At 49.1% G+C, this 18,813-nt stretch carries 12 protein-coding genes; 3 read left to right on the top strand and 9 right to left on the bottom strand.

Annotation, left to right across the window (positions count from 1 at the left end; translation table 11 throughout):
• From ACYVF1_RS22020 to ACYVF1_RS21990, 7 genes are all read right to left on the bottom strand, one after another.
• Nucleotides 1-1,233: a sialidase family protein gene (locus ACYVF1_RS22020; RefSeq protein WP_461082901.1), complete on the bottom strand. Its 1,233-nt coding sequence runs from the start codon at nt 1,231-1,233 to the stop codon at nt 1-3.
• A gap of 122 nt (nt 1,234-1,355) precedes the next feature.
• A complete protein-coding gene (locus ACYVF1_RS22015; protein WP_461082899.1) occupies nt 1,356-3,011 on the bottom strand; it encodes an exo-alpha-sialidase in 1,656 nt (551 codons plus the stop codon).
• 65 nt (nt 3,012-3,076) lie between these two features.
• Complete coding sequence (locus tag ACYVF1_RS22010; protein ID WP_461082897.1) at nt 3,077-4,519, bottom strand: RagB/SusD family nutrient uptake outer membrane protein; 1,443 nt, start codon at nt 4,517-4,519, stop codon at nt 3,077-3,079.
• A gap of 19 nt (nt 4,520-4,538) precedes the next feature.
• Nucleotides 4,539-7,889, bottom strand: coding sequence for a SusC/RagA family TonB-linked outer membrane protein (locus tag ACYVF1_RS22005; protein ID WP_461082895.1), 3,351 nt, complete (start codon nt 7,887-7,889; stop codon nt 4,539-4,541).
• Nucleotides 7,890-8,060: 171 nt separating this feature from the next.
• Nucleotides 8,061-9,032, bottom strand: coding sequence for a dihydrodipicolinate synthase family protein (locus ACYVF1_RS22000; protein WP_461082893.1), 972 nt, complete (start codon nt 9,030-9,032; stop codon nt 8,061-8,063).
• Between the two features lie 19 nt (nt 9,033-9,051).
• Complete coding sequence (locus ACYVF1_RS21995; protein ID WP_461082891.1) at nt 9,052-10,206, bottom strand: mandelate racemase/muconate lactonizing enzyme family protein; 1,155 nt, start codon at nt 10,204-10,206, stop codon at nt 9,052-9,054.
• Between the two features lie 73 nt (nt 10,207-10,279).
• Nucleotides 10,280-10,969, bottom strand: coding sequence for a FadR/GntR family transcriptional regulator (locus ACYVF1_RS21990; RefSeq protein ID WP_461082889.1), 690 nt, complete (start codon nt 10,967-10,969; stop codon nt 10,280-10,282).
• 138 nt (nt 10,970-11,107) lie between these two features.
• Between ACYVF1_RS21990 and ACYVF1_RS21985 the strand changes: the two genes are divergently transcribed.
• From ACYVF1_RS21985 to ACYVF1_RS21975, 3 genes are all read left to right on the top strand, one after another.
• On the top strand, nt 11,108-12,586 hold the full coding sequence (locus tag ACYVF1_RS21985; RefSeq protein WP_461082887.1) for a sulfatase: 1,479 nt from the start codon (nt 11,108-11,110) through the stop codon (nt 12,584-12,586).
• A gap of 246 nt (nt 12,587-12,832) precedes the next feature.
• The gene (locus ACYVF1_RS21980; protein ID WP_461082885.1) at nt 12,833-15,949 is read left to right on the top strand and encodes a PVC-type heme-binding CxxCH protein; all 3,117 of its coding nucleotides are present in this window, start codon (nt 12,833-12,835) and stop codon (nt 15,947-15,949) included.
• 117 nt (nt 15,950-16,066) lie between these two features.
• Nucleotides 16,067-17,002, top strand: a complete 936-nt coding sequence (locus ACYVF1_RS21975; RefSeq protein WP_461082883.1) for a hydroxypyruvate isomerase family protein — start codon at nt 16,067-16,069, stop codon at nt 17,000-17,002.
• Nucleotides 17,003-17,169: 167 nt separating this feature from the next.
• Here ACYVF1_RS21975 and ACYVF1_RS21970 read toward each other — a convergent pair whose 3' ends face one another.
• Complete coding sequence (locus tag ACYVF1_RS21970) at nt 17,170-17,478, bottom strand: isoamylase early set domain-containing protein (protein ID WP_461082881.1); 309 nt, start codon at nt 17,476-17,478, stop codon at nt 17,170-17,172.
• Between the two features lie 332 nt (nt 17,479-17,810).
• On the bottom strand, nt 17,811-18,809 hold the full coding sequence (locus ACYVF1_RS21965; protein WP_461082879.1) for an AAA family ATPase: 999 nt from the start codon (nt 18,807-18,809) through the stop codon (nt 17,811-17,813).
• Between the last annotated feature and the right edge of the window lie 4 nt (nt 18,810-18,813).

Genomic DNA, 18,813 nt, shown 5'->3' with positions numbered 1-18,813 from the left:
TTATTTCGTTAATGTCGCTATGTTGCCGGTGTCTTTCTGGTCGGTGAGCCAGGCCAGATTAAACCGTTTCAGCACGACTTTGTATCGCCAGGATTGCTTTTCGGCTTCGTTCGTTTCGTACAGGCAGTAAATCATGCCATCGGGACCGACGGCTAAATCGGAATAGCCAGCTTTGCCAGGATCAATTACTTTTTTCACCGGCCAGCTCTGCCCATCGTCGTAACTCAGTTTTACAGTTAAATTTTGCCGTTTGCGATTACCCCGATTGTTCATCGGTTCCGGGTCGTTTTCGCTGTCGGGATTGACGAACACAATTCGGTTTTTACCCCCTTTCTCCGGGCTGCTCACCCGAACCAGACTCGCCATACAAACGGGGTCGAACAGTTCGTCGTCGAATGCGGGTTTTGTCCAGCCGGTCGCGCCGTCGGCGCTGTAGGCAACCATCCGGCGGTGCGGGTCGGATTCGGTACGTATGTTGAGCATCACGCGACCATCTGCGGTCTCAATCGCTACGTGTTCGCTGGGATTTTTGATTTCGGCGGTTGTGTTGGTGACAATATCGCCCCGTTTCCAGCTTTTGCCGAAATCATCGCTGTATACCGTAGCGATGCAGGACGGCCGGTGGTCGCCACCCGGAATCTTCGGATTCGGTTCACAAAGCCATACGGGAACGACTAACCGACCGGCGTGTGCGCCTTTTTGTAACTGAATCGCATGACCGGGACCAGGAGCCAGCACTTTCCAATTGTATTCGGGCCGGAACTGCTCAAAAGCATTGGTAATATCACTTGGCGCTGACCAGGTTTTACCATCGTCGGTCGAGCGGACGTAGTAACAGTTGCTGTAGTTACGCTGATAGAGTACGTGAATAGTCTTGCCGTCACGATCAACGATGGGTGTACAGTTGGACGTAGGCCGTTTATTTTCGCGGGCGGCAATTACAATGTTATCACCCCAGGTTTTACCGCTGTCGGTACTACGTTTCATGACGATATCGATGTCCGCCCAGTCGCCGGTGTTATTGACGCGCGCTTCGCAGAAGGCTAATAATGTTCCTTTTGTGGTCATGACCAGCGCCGGAATACGCGTTGTTGCATACGTAGTACCCGGATCGAAAACGGTAGCTGTGGTTTCAAAAATCGGCTCCTGGTTATTGCTAACCGTATTTTTAGCGGTTCGGCAACTGCTAACGAGAAGTGTGCCGATAGTCAGAAAAGAAAGAAAATACTTCATGAATGTTGCGGTTTAGGTAGAGCACCCAATCAACTTATTAATCGCTGTATTATCCCTAAATCCTCTAAAGGGACTTAATTCGAGCGTGAGCAAAGTTTCCTCCAAGGGATTTAGGTGTGATTTTACTTTATCAATTCATCCAATTTGATCTTCTGAAAAACCAGATCGGCCTGACTGCTTTCGTACACAATACCAATTGTTTTTTCATCTACCGACGTAATACAGGAATAGCCGCGCCCTTTTAGTTCATCCAGCAGAATCCAGTGTTGTTGGGGCCATGTCATGCCATCATCGAAGCTGACTTTCAGTGTGATATGATCGCGATCGGTTTTGCTGTTCGGGTTGACGAATAAGAGTAAGCTACGCTTTTTGCCACTTACTGTATAATCGTGTCGGTGAATACTTCCCATACATGTCGGCTCGGGCAACGCGTTAGACGATGACGGATGTTCGCGCCAGGTTTTGCCCAGATCATTCGTCACCGCGACAATCCGACCGTTGCTGGCTGATAGGTTTCCCCGATTTTTGTTGGCGCGCATATTCAGCATAACGGAGCCATCGGTGAGTTGAACAGCCATGTTTTCGGTAGTACTTTCTGCACTGGCTTTGGTGCCGGTCGTCCAGGTTTTGCCGCCGTCTTTGCTGTACGTAATATTCGAGAAGGGTCGTCCGTCGGGTTCGCGGCCCTGCGTTGGAAAGACTAACGTACCGTCGATCAACGTAATACCTGCACCGGGGGCGGGCGCCCAGAGCCACCAGTCTTCTTTCTTGCACATGTTGGTCAAATTGACCGGTTCGCTCCAGGTTTTTCCATCGTCGGTACTTTTTGTCAGCAGAAATTGAGCGGTTTGCTTTACGTCGAAACCGGGCTGCGAACCTTTGTTGCGCCACTGGTGATTCCAGTCTGTGCTGGCTTCATTCAGTCCTTCAATCCATTTTCCCTGATCGTTCAGTACGCCGTGCATCCACAGACCCGCTACGAAAATGTTACCCGATTTTTTATCAACCAGAATACAGGGGTCTGATACACCGTTGAATTTTTGCGGAAGATTGCCCCACGTACCTTTATCGAGGGCAATCCGCATCGGCTCCCACGTAGCACCACCGTCGGTACTGCGGCTGACGCCAATATCAATATCGCCCTGCAAATCGCGCGCACTACCCCGACGCGCGTCGTAAACAGCCAGCAACGTACCACTATTGGTCGTGACCAATCCCGGAATGCGGTACGTATGTACGTGCTCATCGTTGTGCTGACGTAGCGCCACGCCGATACGTTGCTTTACTACGTTCGGCGATTGTTGCGGTTTGATACGTTCCGATGCTACGTTAATTGCCTCACAACCCGCATCAACGTAATCCATCAAATCGGCGCTCTTTTTCAGTTCATACGAAAGCCAGAAATAGTTGGCGCCCGGCTTCAAAACCTGTTTCCCTTTGATGGAAAACTGTCTGCCTATTTTATCGATTTCGCCAAAAAGAACAGCGGTTTTCTTTGTAAGTGCAGTAGCTAAAACCGAATCGGTTCCACAGTAATACACACGAGCTTTTCCCAGGTCTGCTACGTTCGTGGTTCCTTTTGTATTGAACTCCAACGTAGTAGCTTCTTTGTCAGAAATTCCCTCCGCTACGTTGACGGTCAGTCGCAAAATCGGATTGTCAGCTTTACCTGTCAACACCGGTGTAGTAAACTGTTTCTCGCTGATCGTTACGCCCGTTTCTGCCGAAAAACGACCAATGCCTAGAAATAACGTAGCAATCAGAAATAGCCTGTTCATATTGTTTTGTGTTCTGTAGAGACCGGTCCGTCGACACGGAGGCCTGCCTTGTCTCTACAATATTATCAATACCCTTCTGTCTGTTTGATCTTACTGTTCAGGGCCAGTACACGCGTCGCAACGGGCCAGTATAAGGGCGTCGTTTTGCCTTTCAGATTGGGTACTACGTCGTATATGTTGATGGTACCGCCTTTGTGGAAGCGTACCAGATCCCACCAGCGCTTGTTTTCGTTGAAGAGCTCCCGCCCGCGTTCGTCCAGAATCTCCTTTTCCAGTATTTTTTTATCGGTAGCTGTGAAATCGGAGATGCCCGCCCGCTTGCGAACTTTGTTCAGTTCGACCAACGCATCCGCCGAACGACCGAGGGCGGCCAGAGCTTCGGCTTTCAGGAGGATAATATCGGCGAGTCGATAGATAATTACGTCGTCGTCGGCGATGCGGTCTTCGGCGTAGAGCGTACCTCGAAATTTATTGGGCCATGCCACTAATTGTTTAGTACCCTGCAACTCCCAGATGTAGCTGACATCTTTGCGGGTATCGCCCGGATATTTGTCGATGAGGGCTCGAATTTCCGGGCTGGCGGCATAGGCGGCCTGCGCATTGCCGGGTTCTTTCACTAAAGCTAGATCGGCTGCGTTGGTTGCCGTACCCGAATAATTGATAAGCGGCAACCCGTTACGTCCGTACATATCCGAGCCGGTTTCGTTGCGGTTGAAATACAGCGAGAAGATAATTTCCGCGTTTTTCTTGTTGGTCGAAACGAAAATATTCCGGAACGAGGGCAGCAGACTCACGCCCGATTTTTCGACTTCGGCAATGGCCGCCAGCGCATCGTTAAAATCAGCAGCACCACCGTTCAGTACTTTGGCCGTCCACATTTTGGCGTCGGCTTTGGTGGCGTAGGCGGCTGGTTTCGAGAAACGATTTTTATCGACGTACCCCGCTTCCGGGAAGGTTGCAATGGCAGCATCGAGGTCAGTAAAAACTTGTTTGAATACGTCGGCAACGGGTTTACGTTCCAGCAATGGTACGTTCTCATCGACAATAGCATCGAGCGTGAGCGGTACGTCGCCCCAGATTTTAGCCATGTAGAAATACATGCTTGCCCGCAGACAAAGTGCTTCGGCCCGTATCCGGTTCTTGACCGTCTGGTTTGCGAAATTGAAACCGTCCATTTGCTTCAACAGCAAGTTGACATGGCCGATTACCGAATAATAGGGTGTCCAGTCTTTCGAATTGCCCGGATTGATCACCTGCGACCAATAGGCCGAGAAACGGGGCAAGCTTCCCTGTACATAACTGTCGCTGCGGTCGTCGCCAAACGAGAGATCGTTCATCTGGGTTCGGTAGAGTTGGTAAATGCCCGTGAGGTAAGCCGAGAAATCGTCTTCGTTTTGCCAATAAACCTGGTTTGTGATCTGCGAAGTGGGTTTAACCTCCAGAATACTATTGCAGGAAAAGCAGTTTAGGGCCGCAATCCAGCTAAACGTAATGAGAATCTTTTTCATGGATGATGTCGAAAAAAGGTTAGAAACGGATCGTTGCGCCAAACGTGAACTGACGAGGCCGGGGGTAACCGCCTTCATCGAACCCTTTGTACACTTCCGGATTCAGTCCGGTGTAACCCGTTAAATAGCCTAGATTATACACGCCTGCATTCAACTGAACCGAGCCCGTTTTAATACGGTTAGTAATGGTTTTCGGAACCTGATACGAAACCGAAACTTCGCGGAAAGCCAGCCAGTCGCCCTTGGAAATATAGATCGAGTTATCGGTGCTGTACCCCTCCAGACCAACTTGTGTGTAGCCAACGGCCGAAGCTCCGCGCAGGTGATTTCGGTAGCCAAAATCAGCATCACCGAAGCTGAAACGAGGGTATTTTTTGCCTACATCGCCCGGATTTTGCCAAACATCATCGTTGAGCGCCTGACTCGGTGCACCCTCGTTGGATGCCCGTGCCTGACCCATTGAGCGTGCCAGTGCTCCGTTGCTAATGATGTGCCCCAGTGCGTAATCCATTGTGAAACGTACCGTGATGCCCTTCCAACTGAACGTATTCTGCATACCGCCAATCTTGTCGGGTACTCGCCAGCCCTGAAACACTAAATCTTTACCGTCAATCTGACCGTCTTTGTTAAGATCGGCCCAGTTTACATCGCCCCCGTGTTTGGGTTTGCCTAGTGCTACGCTTGTCGTAATCAGATCTTTAGGAGCGCCTTTAGCTTCTTCGTCGGTAGAATAGATGCCGTTCGACTGCCAAGCCCACACACCGCCCGGACGTTCGCCCTCGGCGTAGCCGCCTACCTCAATGTCACGGCCCAATGCCGGATCATAAACCGCACCGCCATTGATGCGATTTTTATCTCGCCCATTTGGCGGCAGTTTCACAACGGTTGTGCGGTTGAACGCAAAGGAAAAATTAGTATTCCAGGAGAAAGCGCCCGCTTTTAATACCGTAGCGCCGATTTCCACCTCAATCCCCCGATTACGTAGCTGCCCAACGTTGTAAGGAATGCTGTTGAAACCCGACTCAGTCGGCAGCTGCAAATTATCCAGCCGGTTCTTTGTCAGCTTATTATAAACGTCTACTGCCAACGTAACGCGGTTAAACAGGCTCAGGTCGATACCTGCATCGACAGTTTCGGTGGTTTCCCAGAGAAGATTTGGGTTAGCCAACGTAGTACGTAAAATTCCGCCGTTGCCACCGTAGGGCCGTGCACCGTAACCGCCATACGTATCGGTATAGCTCAGGTTCGATAAGCCCGTTTGCCCATAGCTAGCCCGAATTTTAAACTGATTCATGAAGGGTACTTTCCAGAACGATTCCCGATGGATGTTCCAGCCCGCCGATAAAGAAGGAAACAGGGCGTATTGATTGTTCGGGGCGAAGCTTGAAAAACCATCGTAACGTAACGACGCGCCAAACAGATACTTGCCATCGTAATCGTAGTTGAGCTGGCCGAAGAAACTGGCCGTTTTGCTGACATTTAATGCTGAACTAACCGTGAAGTTCGGTTGCTGCACGCCATTTACTGAAGTAGTCTGCGGGTCACCAGAAATGGTCGAAGTGTAATCATTGGTAGACCGTTGACCCGTTGCTCCGAGGTTAAAAGCTGAAACTCGGGTATAATTGAAACCGGCCAGCGCTGTTAGATTATGCTGTGTGCCGAACGTGTGGTCGTATTGCAAAATCTGATCGGTCATAATCTGCCGTGTCTGATTCGATTGCTCAACTTTTTGCCGCTGAACCTGCTGACCGGGGAAATAGCGCTCGAAGAAAAGATACTGGTAATTATTAATATAGATCGACGCCGAAGGCCGGTAATGCAGTCCTTTCGCAATTTCCAGATCGCCCGCCAGCCGGAATGTCGTTTGTTCGGTATTCGCGTTTAGGTCCTGATAATACAGTTCGTGTAAGCGGTTCCGAACCGTTACGCTCTCGCCCAGATAGGGTTTGCCATCGTCGGCGTAAATCCGGTTCAGGGGCGTAATGCGAACACCACGTATCAACTGATTCAGCGTGTTATCGACGTATTTGTTGTCGTTCCAGAGATACGAAAAATTGGCGTCTAGTTTAAAGCGATCACTTACTTTGAAACCCGCATTTGCCAGCGAACTGAAGCGTTTATAACCCGTTCCCAGAAACACGCCCCCCTGATCGACGTAGCCAAGTGATACGTTATAATTGCTACGTTCGTTACCGCCATCGACCGCTACGTTATAATTGTTCGTCTGAGCCGTATTCCAGACAAGGTCCTGATAATGATTGTCTTTGAAAATGATGGTTTTCCCCGGATTGAGCGGATCATCGATGGTTTCCCAGCCGTTGGCCAGCAGGTTATCGACATAAGGTTGGCCTTCTACCGAAACGAGATTCGCGAGGTAAGCCGTTGTGTAATAAGCCGCGCCGTATTGGCCTTTCTGCGTGTAGGTTGGCGTAGTGGCTGAATTACCCGCCGAATAGAGTTTGGTATTAATGTCGAATACATCTAACCCACGCGCCCAGGTTTTACGGGCCAGCGTCAGGTAATCGCGCCCGCCCAAATATTGGTAGTTACGGGCCTGTGTTTCAACACCGTGCTGATACCGAAACGTTACGTTACCACGACCAGCGTTGTTTTTTCCGGACTTTGTTTTGATAATAATAACGCCATTGGCACCCCGCGCTCCGTAAGCCGCCGTAGATGCCGCATCTTTTAATACCTGCAACGATTCAATATCGTCGGAATTGACGTCGGTGAAGTTCCGGAATACACCATCGATAATTACCAGTGGATTACTCGATTGAATGGCACCGATCAGGTCTCCCCCACCCGTTCCGGTGCTGGTTCCGTATGGATTCAACGTAGTACCACCCCGAATCACAATGTTGGCTGCTGCCCCCGGCTGGCCTGATAAAACCGGAACCGAAACACCGGCCATTTTACCCTGCAACGCCTGTACCGGGCTTACCGACGGAATATTTTGCAGCTCTTTATTGTCCAGTTTCGAAACCGATGCGCTCGTTTTCGCCCGAGATTGTTCGGCGTAACCCACAACGACAACTTCGCTGAGCGCTTTTACGTCTTCCTTGAGTGATACGTTAAGCTGACTACGTCCGTTGAGTGGAATTTCCTGGGTAACATACCCGATAAACGAAATGACCAACGTAGCATTTGGGTTAGGCACAGTAAGCGAATACGCTCCATTTATATCGGTGACCGTACCCGTTGTTGTCCCTTTTATAACTACGCTCACGCCGGGCAGACCGTCATTGTCTGCGCCTGTAACCTGCCCCTGAACTTGACCTCGGTTTTGAGCCAGGCTATCGACGGCGCCGATCCACAGGAATAGCCCAATTACCCAGCTACAAACATGAATTATAGAACACTTTACCATAACAAATTGGGTTAAATAGAAATAAGGTTGTTTATCTTGTTGTTATGTAAATAAGTAGAACATAATTACACAATATTCCAGCTATTTCTAAAAAATTCAAAGTATTTAACCTATTTTTTTGTATTCTTTAGAGAAATAATAACATTTAACTAGGTGCCTCCAAGTTGATAATCAGCTGACACTTACAACGCTGGCAAAGGCTGGTATCAACTTCCTGGCCGATTCTCTGACGAATTTGGCATTTTCGGCCGGTATTGAGCGGTACGGCCAGCGCATCCGGCAACCGACCTTTGCCCAACCACCAACTACTGACATAAATTTGTCGCAGGCCGGATTTGGATATCCTTTTTCGGTGATATACGGCGCAATGCACTCGCGCATCCACTGTTGGATTCCCTGCTCCCACTCCAGCGCTTGCGGCAGATCGGTTTGCATTAAATCGTACCAATCCTGCGCCAGTTTTGGATGCAGACACGCTACGTTCGAATAAGCGCCGTGAGCTCCTTCTTGCACTCCCGTTGCCAGAAAATGCCCCGGAACAAACACCGACAACCCCTGCATATGTTGGCGCATCTGAACGTACCATTCCGAATCACCAGCCGGTACTTTTACGCCAACCAACTGAGGGATAGCCTCTTTTAACTGACCGAACCGAGCGGCCGTTAATCGAACTTTAGCGTGCGGTGGGTTATAAAGCACTAGTCGAACATCGGTCGATACGTTGGCCATGCGCCGTAAAAAGGCAATGATTTCGCTTTCGGTTGGCGGAAACCAGTCGGGCAGGATGACCTGCACGGCACCCGGCTCCCAACGTAGTGACCGTTTCAACCGCTCCAGCGACAACACCGGGCTCATGTGACTAACGCCAATCTGAAACGGCATTCCGGCCGCGTGGCATTTTTGCGCCAGTAGCTCGTGAATCAGATCGAATTCGGCTTCGGTCTGATTATAGAATTCGCCCGCGGTGCCATTTGAATAAATACCGTCTACGCCGAAGGCAATCAACGTATCAATTTCGGCTGCTAACTCCTCAAAATCAATCGAATCATCTTCACTAATTGGGAGCATCAGGGTAGCCCAGTTGCCCCAAATGTCGGTCGATTCGAGGGGCTGATACGTTGCTGGTTTATGGCGATCACTCATGCTGTTACGTTATTTTTGCCTAATACGTACATCCCTGGATTATGTTAACGGTGTGATTATCCAGCCAGTCCCAATCCAGTTCAACACCCAGACCCGGACCCGTTGGGCAATGCTGGCAGCCGTCGTCCCGAATGTCGAGAGGATTGTTTTTCAATCCGAAACGGAACATTGGATGGTGGCTTTCCAAGAAACGTGACAATCGCGTGGCACAACCAACGTGCAGATTTGCTACGTCGAGTAAGGGCGCACCAGCGGTATGAATTTCCAGGCCGTAGCCCATCATTTCGCACATTCCCAAGGCTTTCATAATGCCCGTTATCCCACTTTTGTGATGCACGTCGCCCCGAATAAGATCGACTGCGCCGTTGATCATGTAATTGGGTAACTCAAATAAACCGACGGTTTCGGCAGCTAAAACTGGCGTTCGAATGGCATCTGAAAGCTTCTTTAGCTGACCAATGTGGGCGTCTGGAAACGGCTCCTCAAACCATTCATAGCGAAGTTCATCCAGCTCATACCCAATCACCAAAGCATCGTCGAACGTAAGTACTGCCGATGAATCCAGCATCAGTGGAAAATCGGGCCCAACCAGTTCACGCGCTTTGCGCAACCGGGGAATATCCAGCGCTGAACCGTCTGACAATTGAAGCTTTATACCCCGAAATCCCTGTTTTACTTTTTGGGTAACTTCCTGCTCAACCTCTTCGAGCGTGGTTATAGTTTGCGGTGGACAGGTGGCATACGTAGGAACTTTATCTCGGTACTGGCCAAGTAATTTCGCAATCGACATGCCCGCTACCTTTCCTTTTATATCCCATAGCGCTACGTCCAGATTCCCCCAAATGGACTCTCGCAGATTATACAAATGCCGCTGCTTTTGCCGGAAAGTCTGCCAGATAGCTTCATGATTGAGCGGGTCTTTACCTACTAAATCGTGGTAATACACATCGTGCACCGCATAAGCCGACGCTCGCCCCTGCCCTAGCGGACCATAATCCATTGTGTAACCCTCAATTCCCTCGCCGGTGTGCAACGTAGTAAGCGGAAAATCCCAGTATGGTACGTGACCGGGCGGAATTGGGCGCGGATAAAACCACGCTTCGGCACTTACGCGAATCAGTCGAGTTGTAATATCCGTAATGATCATGAACCATTTTGCACTTATGTAGTACATATAACGGCAAATAAAAACGGCTCTATCTAAATTTCCTAATTTTACTACTACTTTTTAGATGGAAAGTTAAATTCTAAGCTAAGCGCAATAGGTGAGGCTCCAGATGTCGCAGCATTCCACTAGCAAATTCTTCAGGTGTACCCTTCTTAAGAATATTGACTAAATCCCTGTGGGTTACGGAGCCGACTGTGTGAAAATCATGATCTGTTTCGTATTCTACTACGTACTCAAATATAGGCATGAGCATCGTTTGAAACCGTTTAATAGTCTCATTTCCAGCCATTTCATACAAAGCCGAATGGAAAGCAATTTCACATTCTACCTTCTCTTTAATGCTTTGCACTTGCGATTCCTGGCTAACGATAGCTTCCAGCTTGCGGATACCTTCATCGGTCTTACGGGCAAATAGCAGTGCAGCCTGCCCTACTTCCAACACCAGCCGAAATTCGAAAATCTGCTTACGCGTGTCAGTCCCCAAAATGTGCGGGTGCATCATTCGCTCCAGACCGCTCAGAATATCAGGCTGAGCCAGCACCATTCCCCGGCGTTTTTTGGTATCAATCATACCCAGCATCCGCAGGCGACTTAGAGCTTCGCGCACTACGTTCCGACTAACACCCAGTGCTTCAGCCAGTTCCACTTCTTTTGGTATGGCGTCACCCGGCCGGAAGGCTTTATGGGTAATATATTCGCGTAATCGCTCCTCCACCTGATCGGCCATGGTGGTCGAAATGATTGGTTCTATTTTGGGTGTCGCTTCCATTAGTTATACATTAATCAGATGAACGATATGTCTACTCATTCATCAATATGCTAAAGTAATCAATTGCGTAATAAGTAGTACATTTATACAAATTTATAATACTAAACTGACCGCGCTGATCAGTATCAATTAACGCAAATGAAAGCATTCGTTCGGTGGATATTACTGGGAATCACCAGCCTGATTGGGCTGGGAGTGCAGCATTTTCCTTTGGTACCATTCGACTCGACAGCGAATCGCTACAACGTACTATTCATTGTCATCGACGATTTACGGACTGATCTTGGCTGCTACGGAGATTCATTAGCGCACACGCCAACTATTGACCAACTGGCTCAATCGGGCCTTGTATTCGACCGGGCTTATTGCCAACAGGCCGTCTGTGCGCCGTCGCGGGCGTCGATGCTGACCGGATTACGGTCTGATTCGCTACGTGTGTGGGACCTCAATACGCCCGTTCGAACGCATCTGCCGAACGTAGTAACGCTGCCGCAATATTTTAAACAACAGGGATACGTAACACAATGCATTGGCAAAATCTTTCACGATCCTGCCGATCATCAGGACGCTCAATCGTGGTCGGTGCCCGAGCAGTTGCACGTTACTGATGAGGCAGGTGGGAAGTACGTCTTGCCCGAAAACATGCGCAATGGCGGCAAAGGCTTCTGGAAAGCAGCGCCTACCGAACGTGCCGACGTACCCGATTCGGCTTATGTGGATGGGCGAGTGGCACAGGCGGCTATACGGGCGCTTGACACATTGAAGATGCAATCTTTTTTTCTGGCTGTTGGTTTTCGGCGTCCTCACTTGCCGTTTTCGGCGCCCGAACGCTACTGGAAAATTCATCGGCCGGAACAATTCGCCAGCCGGAGCAACGAACAGCTTCCAACAGGCGCCCCAGCTTACGCAGGTCATGAGTCGCCGGAGCTTCGCGGATATACGGACGTACCGCCCAAAGGTAAACTGTCGGATGCCATGAAGCAGCAACTTCGACACGGCTATTACGCCAGCACCAGCTACGTTGATGCGCAGGTTGGCCTTGTCTTGCAGAAACTGAATCAATTGGGGCTAGCCGAAAATACGGTTGTGGTACTGGTCAGTGATCACGGTTTTCATCTGGGCGAACAGGGGCTCTGGACGAAAACATCAAATTACGAACTGGATGTACGCGTGCCGCTTATTGTATCTGTTCCTGCACAAAAGGCCAATGGCAAGCACACAAAAGCGTTGGTTGAATTAATTGATTTGTTTCCGACCCTGACGGATTTGTGCCAGCTTCCAGCCCCAAAACAGATGCAGGGAAAGTCGTTCAAAAAGCTACTCAACAAGTCAAATCAGCCGCATCGATCAGTAGCCATTAGCCAGTTTCCGCGACCGTGGACGTATAAAACGGCTCCTGACTTAATCGGCTATTCGCTACGTAACAATCGCTACCGCTACACCGAATGGCGACGCTATCAGGATGGCTCCGTAGCAAGTAGCGAATTATACGACCTATACCATGAACCGCTTGAACGTACTAACTTAAGTGACCAACCGGCTTCTAGCAGTATCCTGAAAGAAATGGCTCGGGCGCTACGTAGTGAAATCCCGGCAAAGGCGGCTCCATTACGGTGATCAGATATCCACGTAGCAACTACTACGTAATAATATGTAAAAGCCGTTGGGAGGATAAAGCCACACATTTCTAAACGTTGACAACGTAACACGATTCTAGGAAATTACCTATGCTACGTTCTGAACATAGCAACATTCAGAAACGTATCGACTGAAAATAGCAAACGGATAGGTATAAATCACCGTGTTACGTATTTTGTTACGTAGAACCGTTGACCAAATTCCTTCACCCGAGCGATAAACATCATGTTTCCATTTTTATCAAAAAAACGGTCTTTTTTCTCCCGACAGACTGTTCTTGTTTCAGCTACTGGCCTGGTAGTTAGCGGGCTTTTTATCGGCGCTTACCAGAATCGAAACCTCAATAAAGCGTCGCAATCGTACCTGACCAGTCTGTTTGCAAAACTGGGCGACGACGATAAGCACGACCCGAAATATGCGGTTGGCAGTCTGAATATTGCGGCTGGACTCGAAGCAACGCTGTTTGCTTCCGAACCCATGCTGGTCAATCCTACCAACATCGACGTAGATGCCCGTGGTCGGGTTTGGGTATGTGAAGCCTACAATTATCGCCCGGCTGTTAACGGAAACCCAACCAACAAAGACGGCGATCGTATTGTCATTCTGGAAGATACCAATGGCGATGGAAAGGCCGATCAGAGCAAGGTGTTTTATCAGGGCCCTGATATCGAATCACCGCTGGGTATCTGGGTGCAGGGCAATAAAGTTATTGTGTCCGATAGCCCCAACGTTTGGGTATTTACCGACGAAAACGGTGACGACAAGGCCGACAAAAAGGAATTGTTGTTTACGGGAATCGGTGGTGAGCAACACGACCACGGTATGCACACGTTTGTGTTCGGACCTGATGGAAAATGGTATTTCAACTTCGGTAATGCGGGCGAGCAACTACTCGATAAAAACGGTAACGCCATTACCGATATCGCCAGCGGCAAGACCATCAACAAGCAGAATTTCAAGCAGGGCATGGTGTTCCGCTGCGATCCGGACGGAAAGAACGTAGAGTTACTGGCCCAGAATTTCCGTAATAACTACGAAGTGGCGGTTGATTCATATGGTACGCTCTGGCAGTCGGATAATGACGACGATGGCAACAAGAGTGTGCGGATTAACTACGTCATGGAATACGGAAACTACGGCTACACCGACGAGATGACGGGCGCAGGCTGGCAGGCAAATCGTGATAACATTGAAACCGAAATCCCTTTCCGGCACTGGCACCTCAACGACCCCGGCGTAGTACCCAATCTGCTTCAGACGGGTGCCGGATCGCCAACGGGAATTATTGTTTACGAAGGAAAACTACTTCCCGAAGTATTTAGAAACCAAGTGATTCACTGCGATGCAGGCCCAAACGTAGTGCGTTCGTATCCAGTGCAAAAGAACGGCGCGGGCTACAAAGCTGAAATTGTCAACCTGCTCGAAGGTGCGCGTGATCAGTGGTTCCGGCCTGCCGATGTGTGCATTGCTCCCGATGGTTCGCTAATTATTGCCGACTGGTACGACCCCGGCGTGGGTGGCCACCAGGCCGGTGATCAGAAGCGGGGACGTATTTACCGGGTTGCTCCGCCCAATACGCCGTATACAATTCCGAAATTGGACGTATCGACTACCGAAGGAGCCATCGAAGCGTTACAAAGCCCAAGCATGGCGTTCCGGTATGCAGGCTGGCAGAAGCTGCACGAGATGGGCAATAAGGCCGAAAAAGCATTGGTGAAACTTTACAAATCGTCCGATAACCCCCGGATGCAGGCGCGTGCGCTCTGGTTGCTGAGTCAGCTAGATAATGGCAAAAAATACATAGAAACGGCGCTGAAGAGTACGAATCCTGACCTACGTATCACGGCGCTACGTGCCGCCCGCGAACGTAAAGCCGACATTATTCCTTACGTAAAACAACTCGTTAACGACTCTGATCCTCAGGTACGTCGCGAGTGCGCCATTGCGTTACGTAAGAGCCGGAACGCCGGACCGACATCACCTGATGCGCCGGAGCTTTGGGCGCAGCTTGCCAGTAAGTACGATGGACAGGATCGCTGGTATCTGGAAGCACTTGGCATCGGAGCCGAAGGAAATTGGGATACTTATTACGCTGCCTGGGCTAAACAAGTGGATCCATTGGCAAATGCTGCTGGACGGGATATCGTTTGGCGCGCTCGCACTAAAGAATCAGTACCTGCGCTGGCGAAACTGGCGGGCGATGCTAACGTAGCACTAAATCAGCGGCTTCGTTATTTCCGGGCGTTCGATTTCAACCCCGGTGCCACTGAAAAATCGACGGCTCTGCTAGAAATTTTAAAAGCCAATAGCGGCTCGACGGACGTAACAAAACTGGCGCTACGTCACCTCGACCCTACGTTCGTGAAAAGCTCACCTGTTGCTTCGGAAGCGTTGAGCAAACTCCTGAACGATGTGTACGGTAAACCGGAATACATCGAACTGGCAACGCGTTATGAACTTGCTTCAGAAAGTGAACGGTTGAAGCAACTGGCTGTTCAGAAAGCCATAGAAGGCATGGGGCGCGACGCGGCTCGCCAATTATTGAAGCAGCAGGGCGGTCCGTTGGTTTGGGGCGTCATCAACGGCAGTGATGCCGAAGCCGCTACAAATATGCTCATTGCGCTACGTCGGGTAGGCAACAAAGAGTCCATCGACATTTTGAAAACGGTGGCATTAGACGAAAAACGACCTGCCGCGCTACGTCGGGAAGCAACCCGTTCGCTGGGTGGAAGTCTCGAAGGTGCTGATATGGTACTGGCGCTGCTGAAATCCGGCGATATTAAAGGCGACTACAAAAAAGCTGCCGCACAAGGCGTGAGTAATGACTGGCGCCGAAATGTTCGTCAGCAGGCGGCTAGTTATCTGGATGGTAGTCAAGGTGCTGAAGGTAAAAAATTACCGCCTATAAATGACCTGCTTTCGATGAAAGGCGATGCTGCCAAAGGAGTTATCACCTTCAAAAATAATTGCTCTACTTGCCATCAGGTAAACGGCGAAGGCATGGACTTCGGCCCGAAACTCTCGGAAATTGGTTCGAAACTACCGAAAGAAGGTCAGTATCTGGCAATTTTACACCCCGACGCCGGTATAAGCTTTGGCTTCGAAGGCTGGGAAGTAAAATTTAAGGATGGCAGCTCAATGACGGGTATCGTGTCGAGCAAAACCGAAACGGATCTCCAGATGAAATTCCCCGGCGGAACTGTGCAAAACTACAAAATGGCAGATGTCGTCTCGATGAAACAAATGGATTCGTCGATGATGCCTTCCGGCTTGCAGGAAGCCATGAGCACGCAGGATTTAGTAGATTTAGTAGAATATTTAGCCAGTTTAAAGAAAAAATAACCGGGATTACGCTGATTTAAGGATTTTCTGGATTTTGCTTTTCGCTTCTTTGAAGCGCACAATAAAAAACAAAATCCAGAAAATCCTTAAATCAGCGTAATCCCGGTTCAGACAACCATGCAACGACGCAATTTTGTAAAATCGACTTTTGGGCTGGCAGGTGCCGCCGTCACGGGTGAATCTGTAGCCAGCAACTGGCATTCACAGCCTGCTTCTTTAGCAAAAAATACATTTAAACTGAAGTATGCCCCGCACTTTGGCATGTTCGAAAACAGCGCGGGAAAAGATCTTATCGACCAGCTCAAGTTTATGGCCGACCAAGGTTTTACGGCGCTGGAAGACAATGGCATGATGGGGCGCGACGCGGCTACACAGGAAAAAATCGCTAAAGAAATGGCCCGTCTCAATATGACGATGGGTGTTTTCGTACTCGATAAAGGCGGCAACAGCCAGAATTCACTGGCAACAGGAAAGCCAGAATTTGTTGATATTTTCCTGAATGGTTGTCGAAAAGCCGTTGAAACCGCTAAACGCGTTAATACCAAGTTTACGACGGTGGTGCCCGGCGATTTTGATCGAAGTTTGCCGATTGGTATTCAGACTGGCCACGTTATCGACGCGCTACGTCGGGGTGCCGATATTCTGGCTCCGGCCGGTTTAACCATGGTGCTGGAACCGCTCAGCGATACGCCTAATCTGTTCCTGCGCACCTCCGACCAGACCTACGAAATCTGCCGCGCGGTGAACAGTCCCTCCTGCAAAATCCTGTTCGATATTTACCACATGCAGAAAAACGAAGGGCATATCATTCCGCACATTAACTGGTGCTGGAGCGAAATTGGCTATTTTCAGATTGGTGACAATCCGGGACGTAAAGAACCGACTACGGGTGAGATCAATTACAAAAACGTATTCAAGCATATTTACCAGAAGCAGAAAGCCGAAAACAAAGAGTTTATTTTCGGCATGGAGCATGGTAATTCGCAACCGGGTAAAGACGGCGAAGTAGCGCTGATTAAAGCCTACGTTGAATCCGACAGTTTTACGGTCTAGTTTAAACACGTTGTTTTTGTCATGCTGAGGTACGTAGCATCCTCGCTAATGGCGAACGGTTCATAGGCTTCGTTCTTCAGCCTGACAAAAGAGCTGCAATAAAAACGGGTAATCAGCAGTCTAACTGACTGGCCTGATTACCCGTTTTGCTTACGTAAATGTCTTTCTTAGAGAACAACTACAGAGTTCTCTTCGCTCGATACACCACTGGCTACGTATTTGTCAGCAGCCCAGTCGTTTTCCCATGTTATACCGTCCAGGACGTAACGGAACTGATACTCTCCACCTACAGGCAGTTCAACGGTCGTTTTATACGAACCATCTTTCTGCTTTTTCAAAACTTGGGTAGTGATATCCCAACCATTGAATTCACCGGCCAGGGCGACCGTTTTAGCACCATTGACGGCTTCGGCCGGCAATTCAAACGTTACTTTCGCAAGAGGCTTGCTTTTGAGGAATTGTTTGGCAACTGCCATATAAGTTCACTTTTTGGTTTCAATGCAAAGTTATAATACAAAATGAGTAATATCATAATTATCAGTATATTACTCTCGATTATTCTTTATATAGTTCTAATTAATGCATCTTGATTTATAATTTAACATCTGAGAAACGTCCTATTTTAAAGGTATCTATGAAAGGTTTTTAAGTATCGATTGACGTAGTGAATCGGCCTGTTGCCAGCTTAAACGTTTATACAACTATTTCTGTAAATGAACGATTTAGTTACGATCTATCAATAAAATGATACGCTTACTATCAGCGTATCATTTTATTGATAGATAAAAGAAAAAAGTAACAACCTTCTTCAGTGAAATCTTCCGGCTAACATAGGTTGATGTAACAACGCATCGATAACCTTCCGGCTTCCTATCATCCTTTCAGAATATGAACCGCTGATGAAATGATACGTCAGATTCCGTTTGTCGAGTTCCTGGCGAAACCGATTCAGCATTTCTTCCCGGCGGTGGCCTTGATCGCGAAGATGATCGGCTACCCACGGCACATCAATATCCAGCAGAATATACGCATCGTATAAAACGATACGTTCCAGTTCTGCGAGTTCGGGTGGTACCTGATTGAAGTAAACGGAAGAGTATATCTGCGTAGTAATCAGATCTGTATCGCAAAATAGAATGCGGTTTGCAGTACGTTCAGCAATGTTTACGGCCTCAGTCTGGGCTCGTCCAATCTGAATAAGTTGATCAATTGTGAACGTATTAGACATAATGAATCTACGGGCCATCTCCGGCACATACTGCGTTTGATACGCCGTTGCCAGCTGCTGAGCCAGCGTTGTTTTGCCCACACTTTCAGGCCCGAACAAACAAACTTTTTTAACAAAAAACGGCCGTACTACGTCGGGAATAAATTCCCAATATTGCGCGGGTTGCTGCCGAATCAACGTAGCAGAAACCGGAACCTGTTGCCGGGGCGGGTCAAACGGAACGTAGCGCAAACCCGAATGATGAGCCAATGGAATAGCATATTCTTCTGACGCAAAAAAGACGCTCACTTCCGGAAATCGTCGCTTAATGAAAGCAGCCCACAGTTTAGTAGCTTCCCAGAGAGGCAACGTTGGGTCGTGAAAATCGTCGGATGCCGTAACAACTTCGATGGTTGGATAGGGAGCCAGCAATTCGGTCAGCCAGCCGAGACGAGTGTTTGGGTCGATACGATCAACGGACGTAACAGTCATTGACACAATCAGGTGATCGCACTGTTTGCGGGCGAAATCAATCAGCGCCAGATGGCCCTTATGAACCGGCATAAATTTGCCGAAAACCAACCCCGTCTTTTGGCTCATTCAA

The organism is Spirosoma flavus, assembly GCF_054778555.1.
The sequence above is the reverse complement of the archived record's forward strand: the minus strand, read 5'-3'. Positions and strand labels throughout refer to the sequence as shown.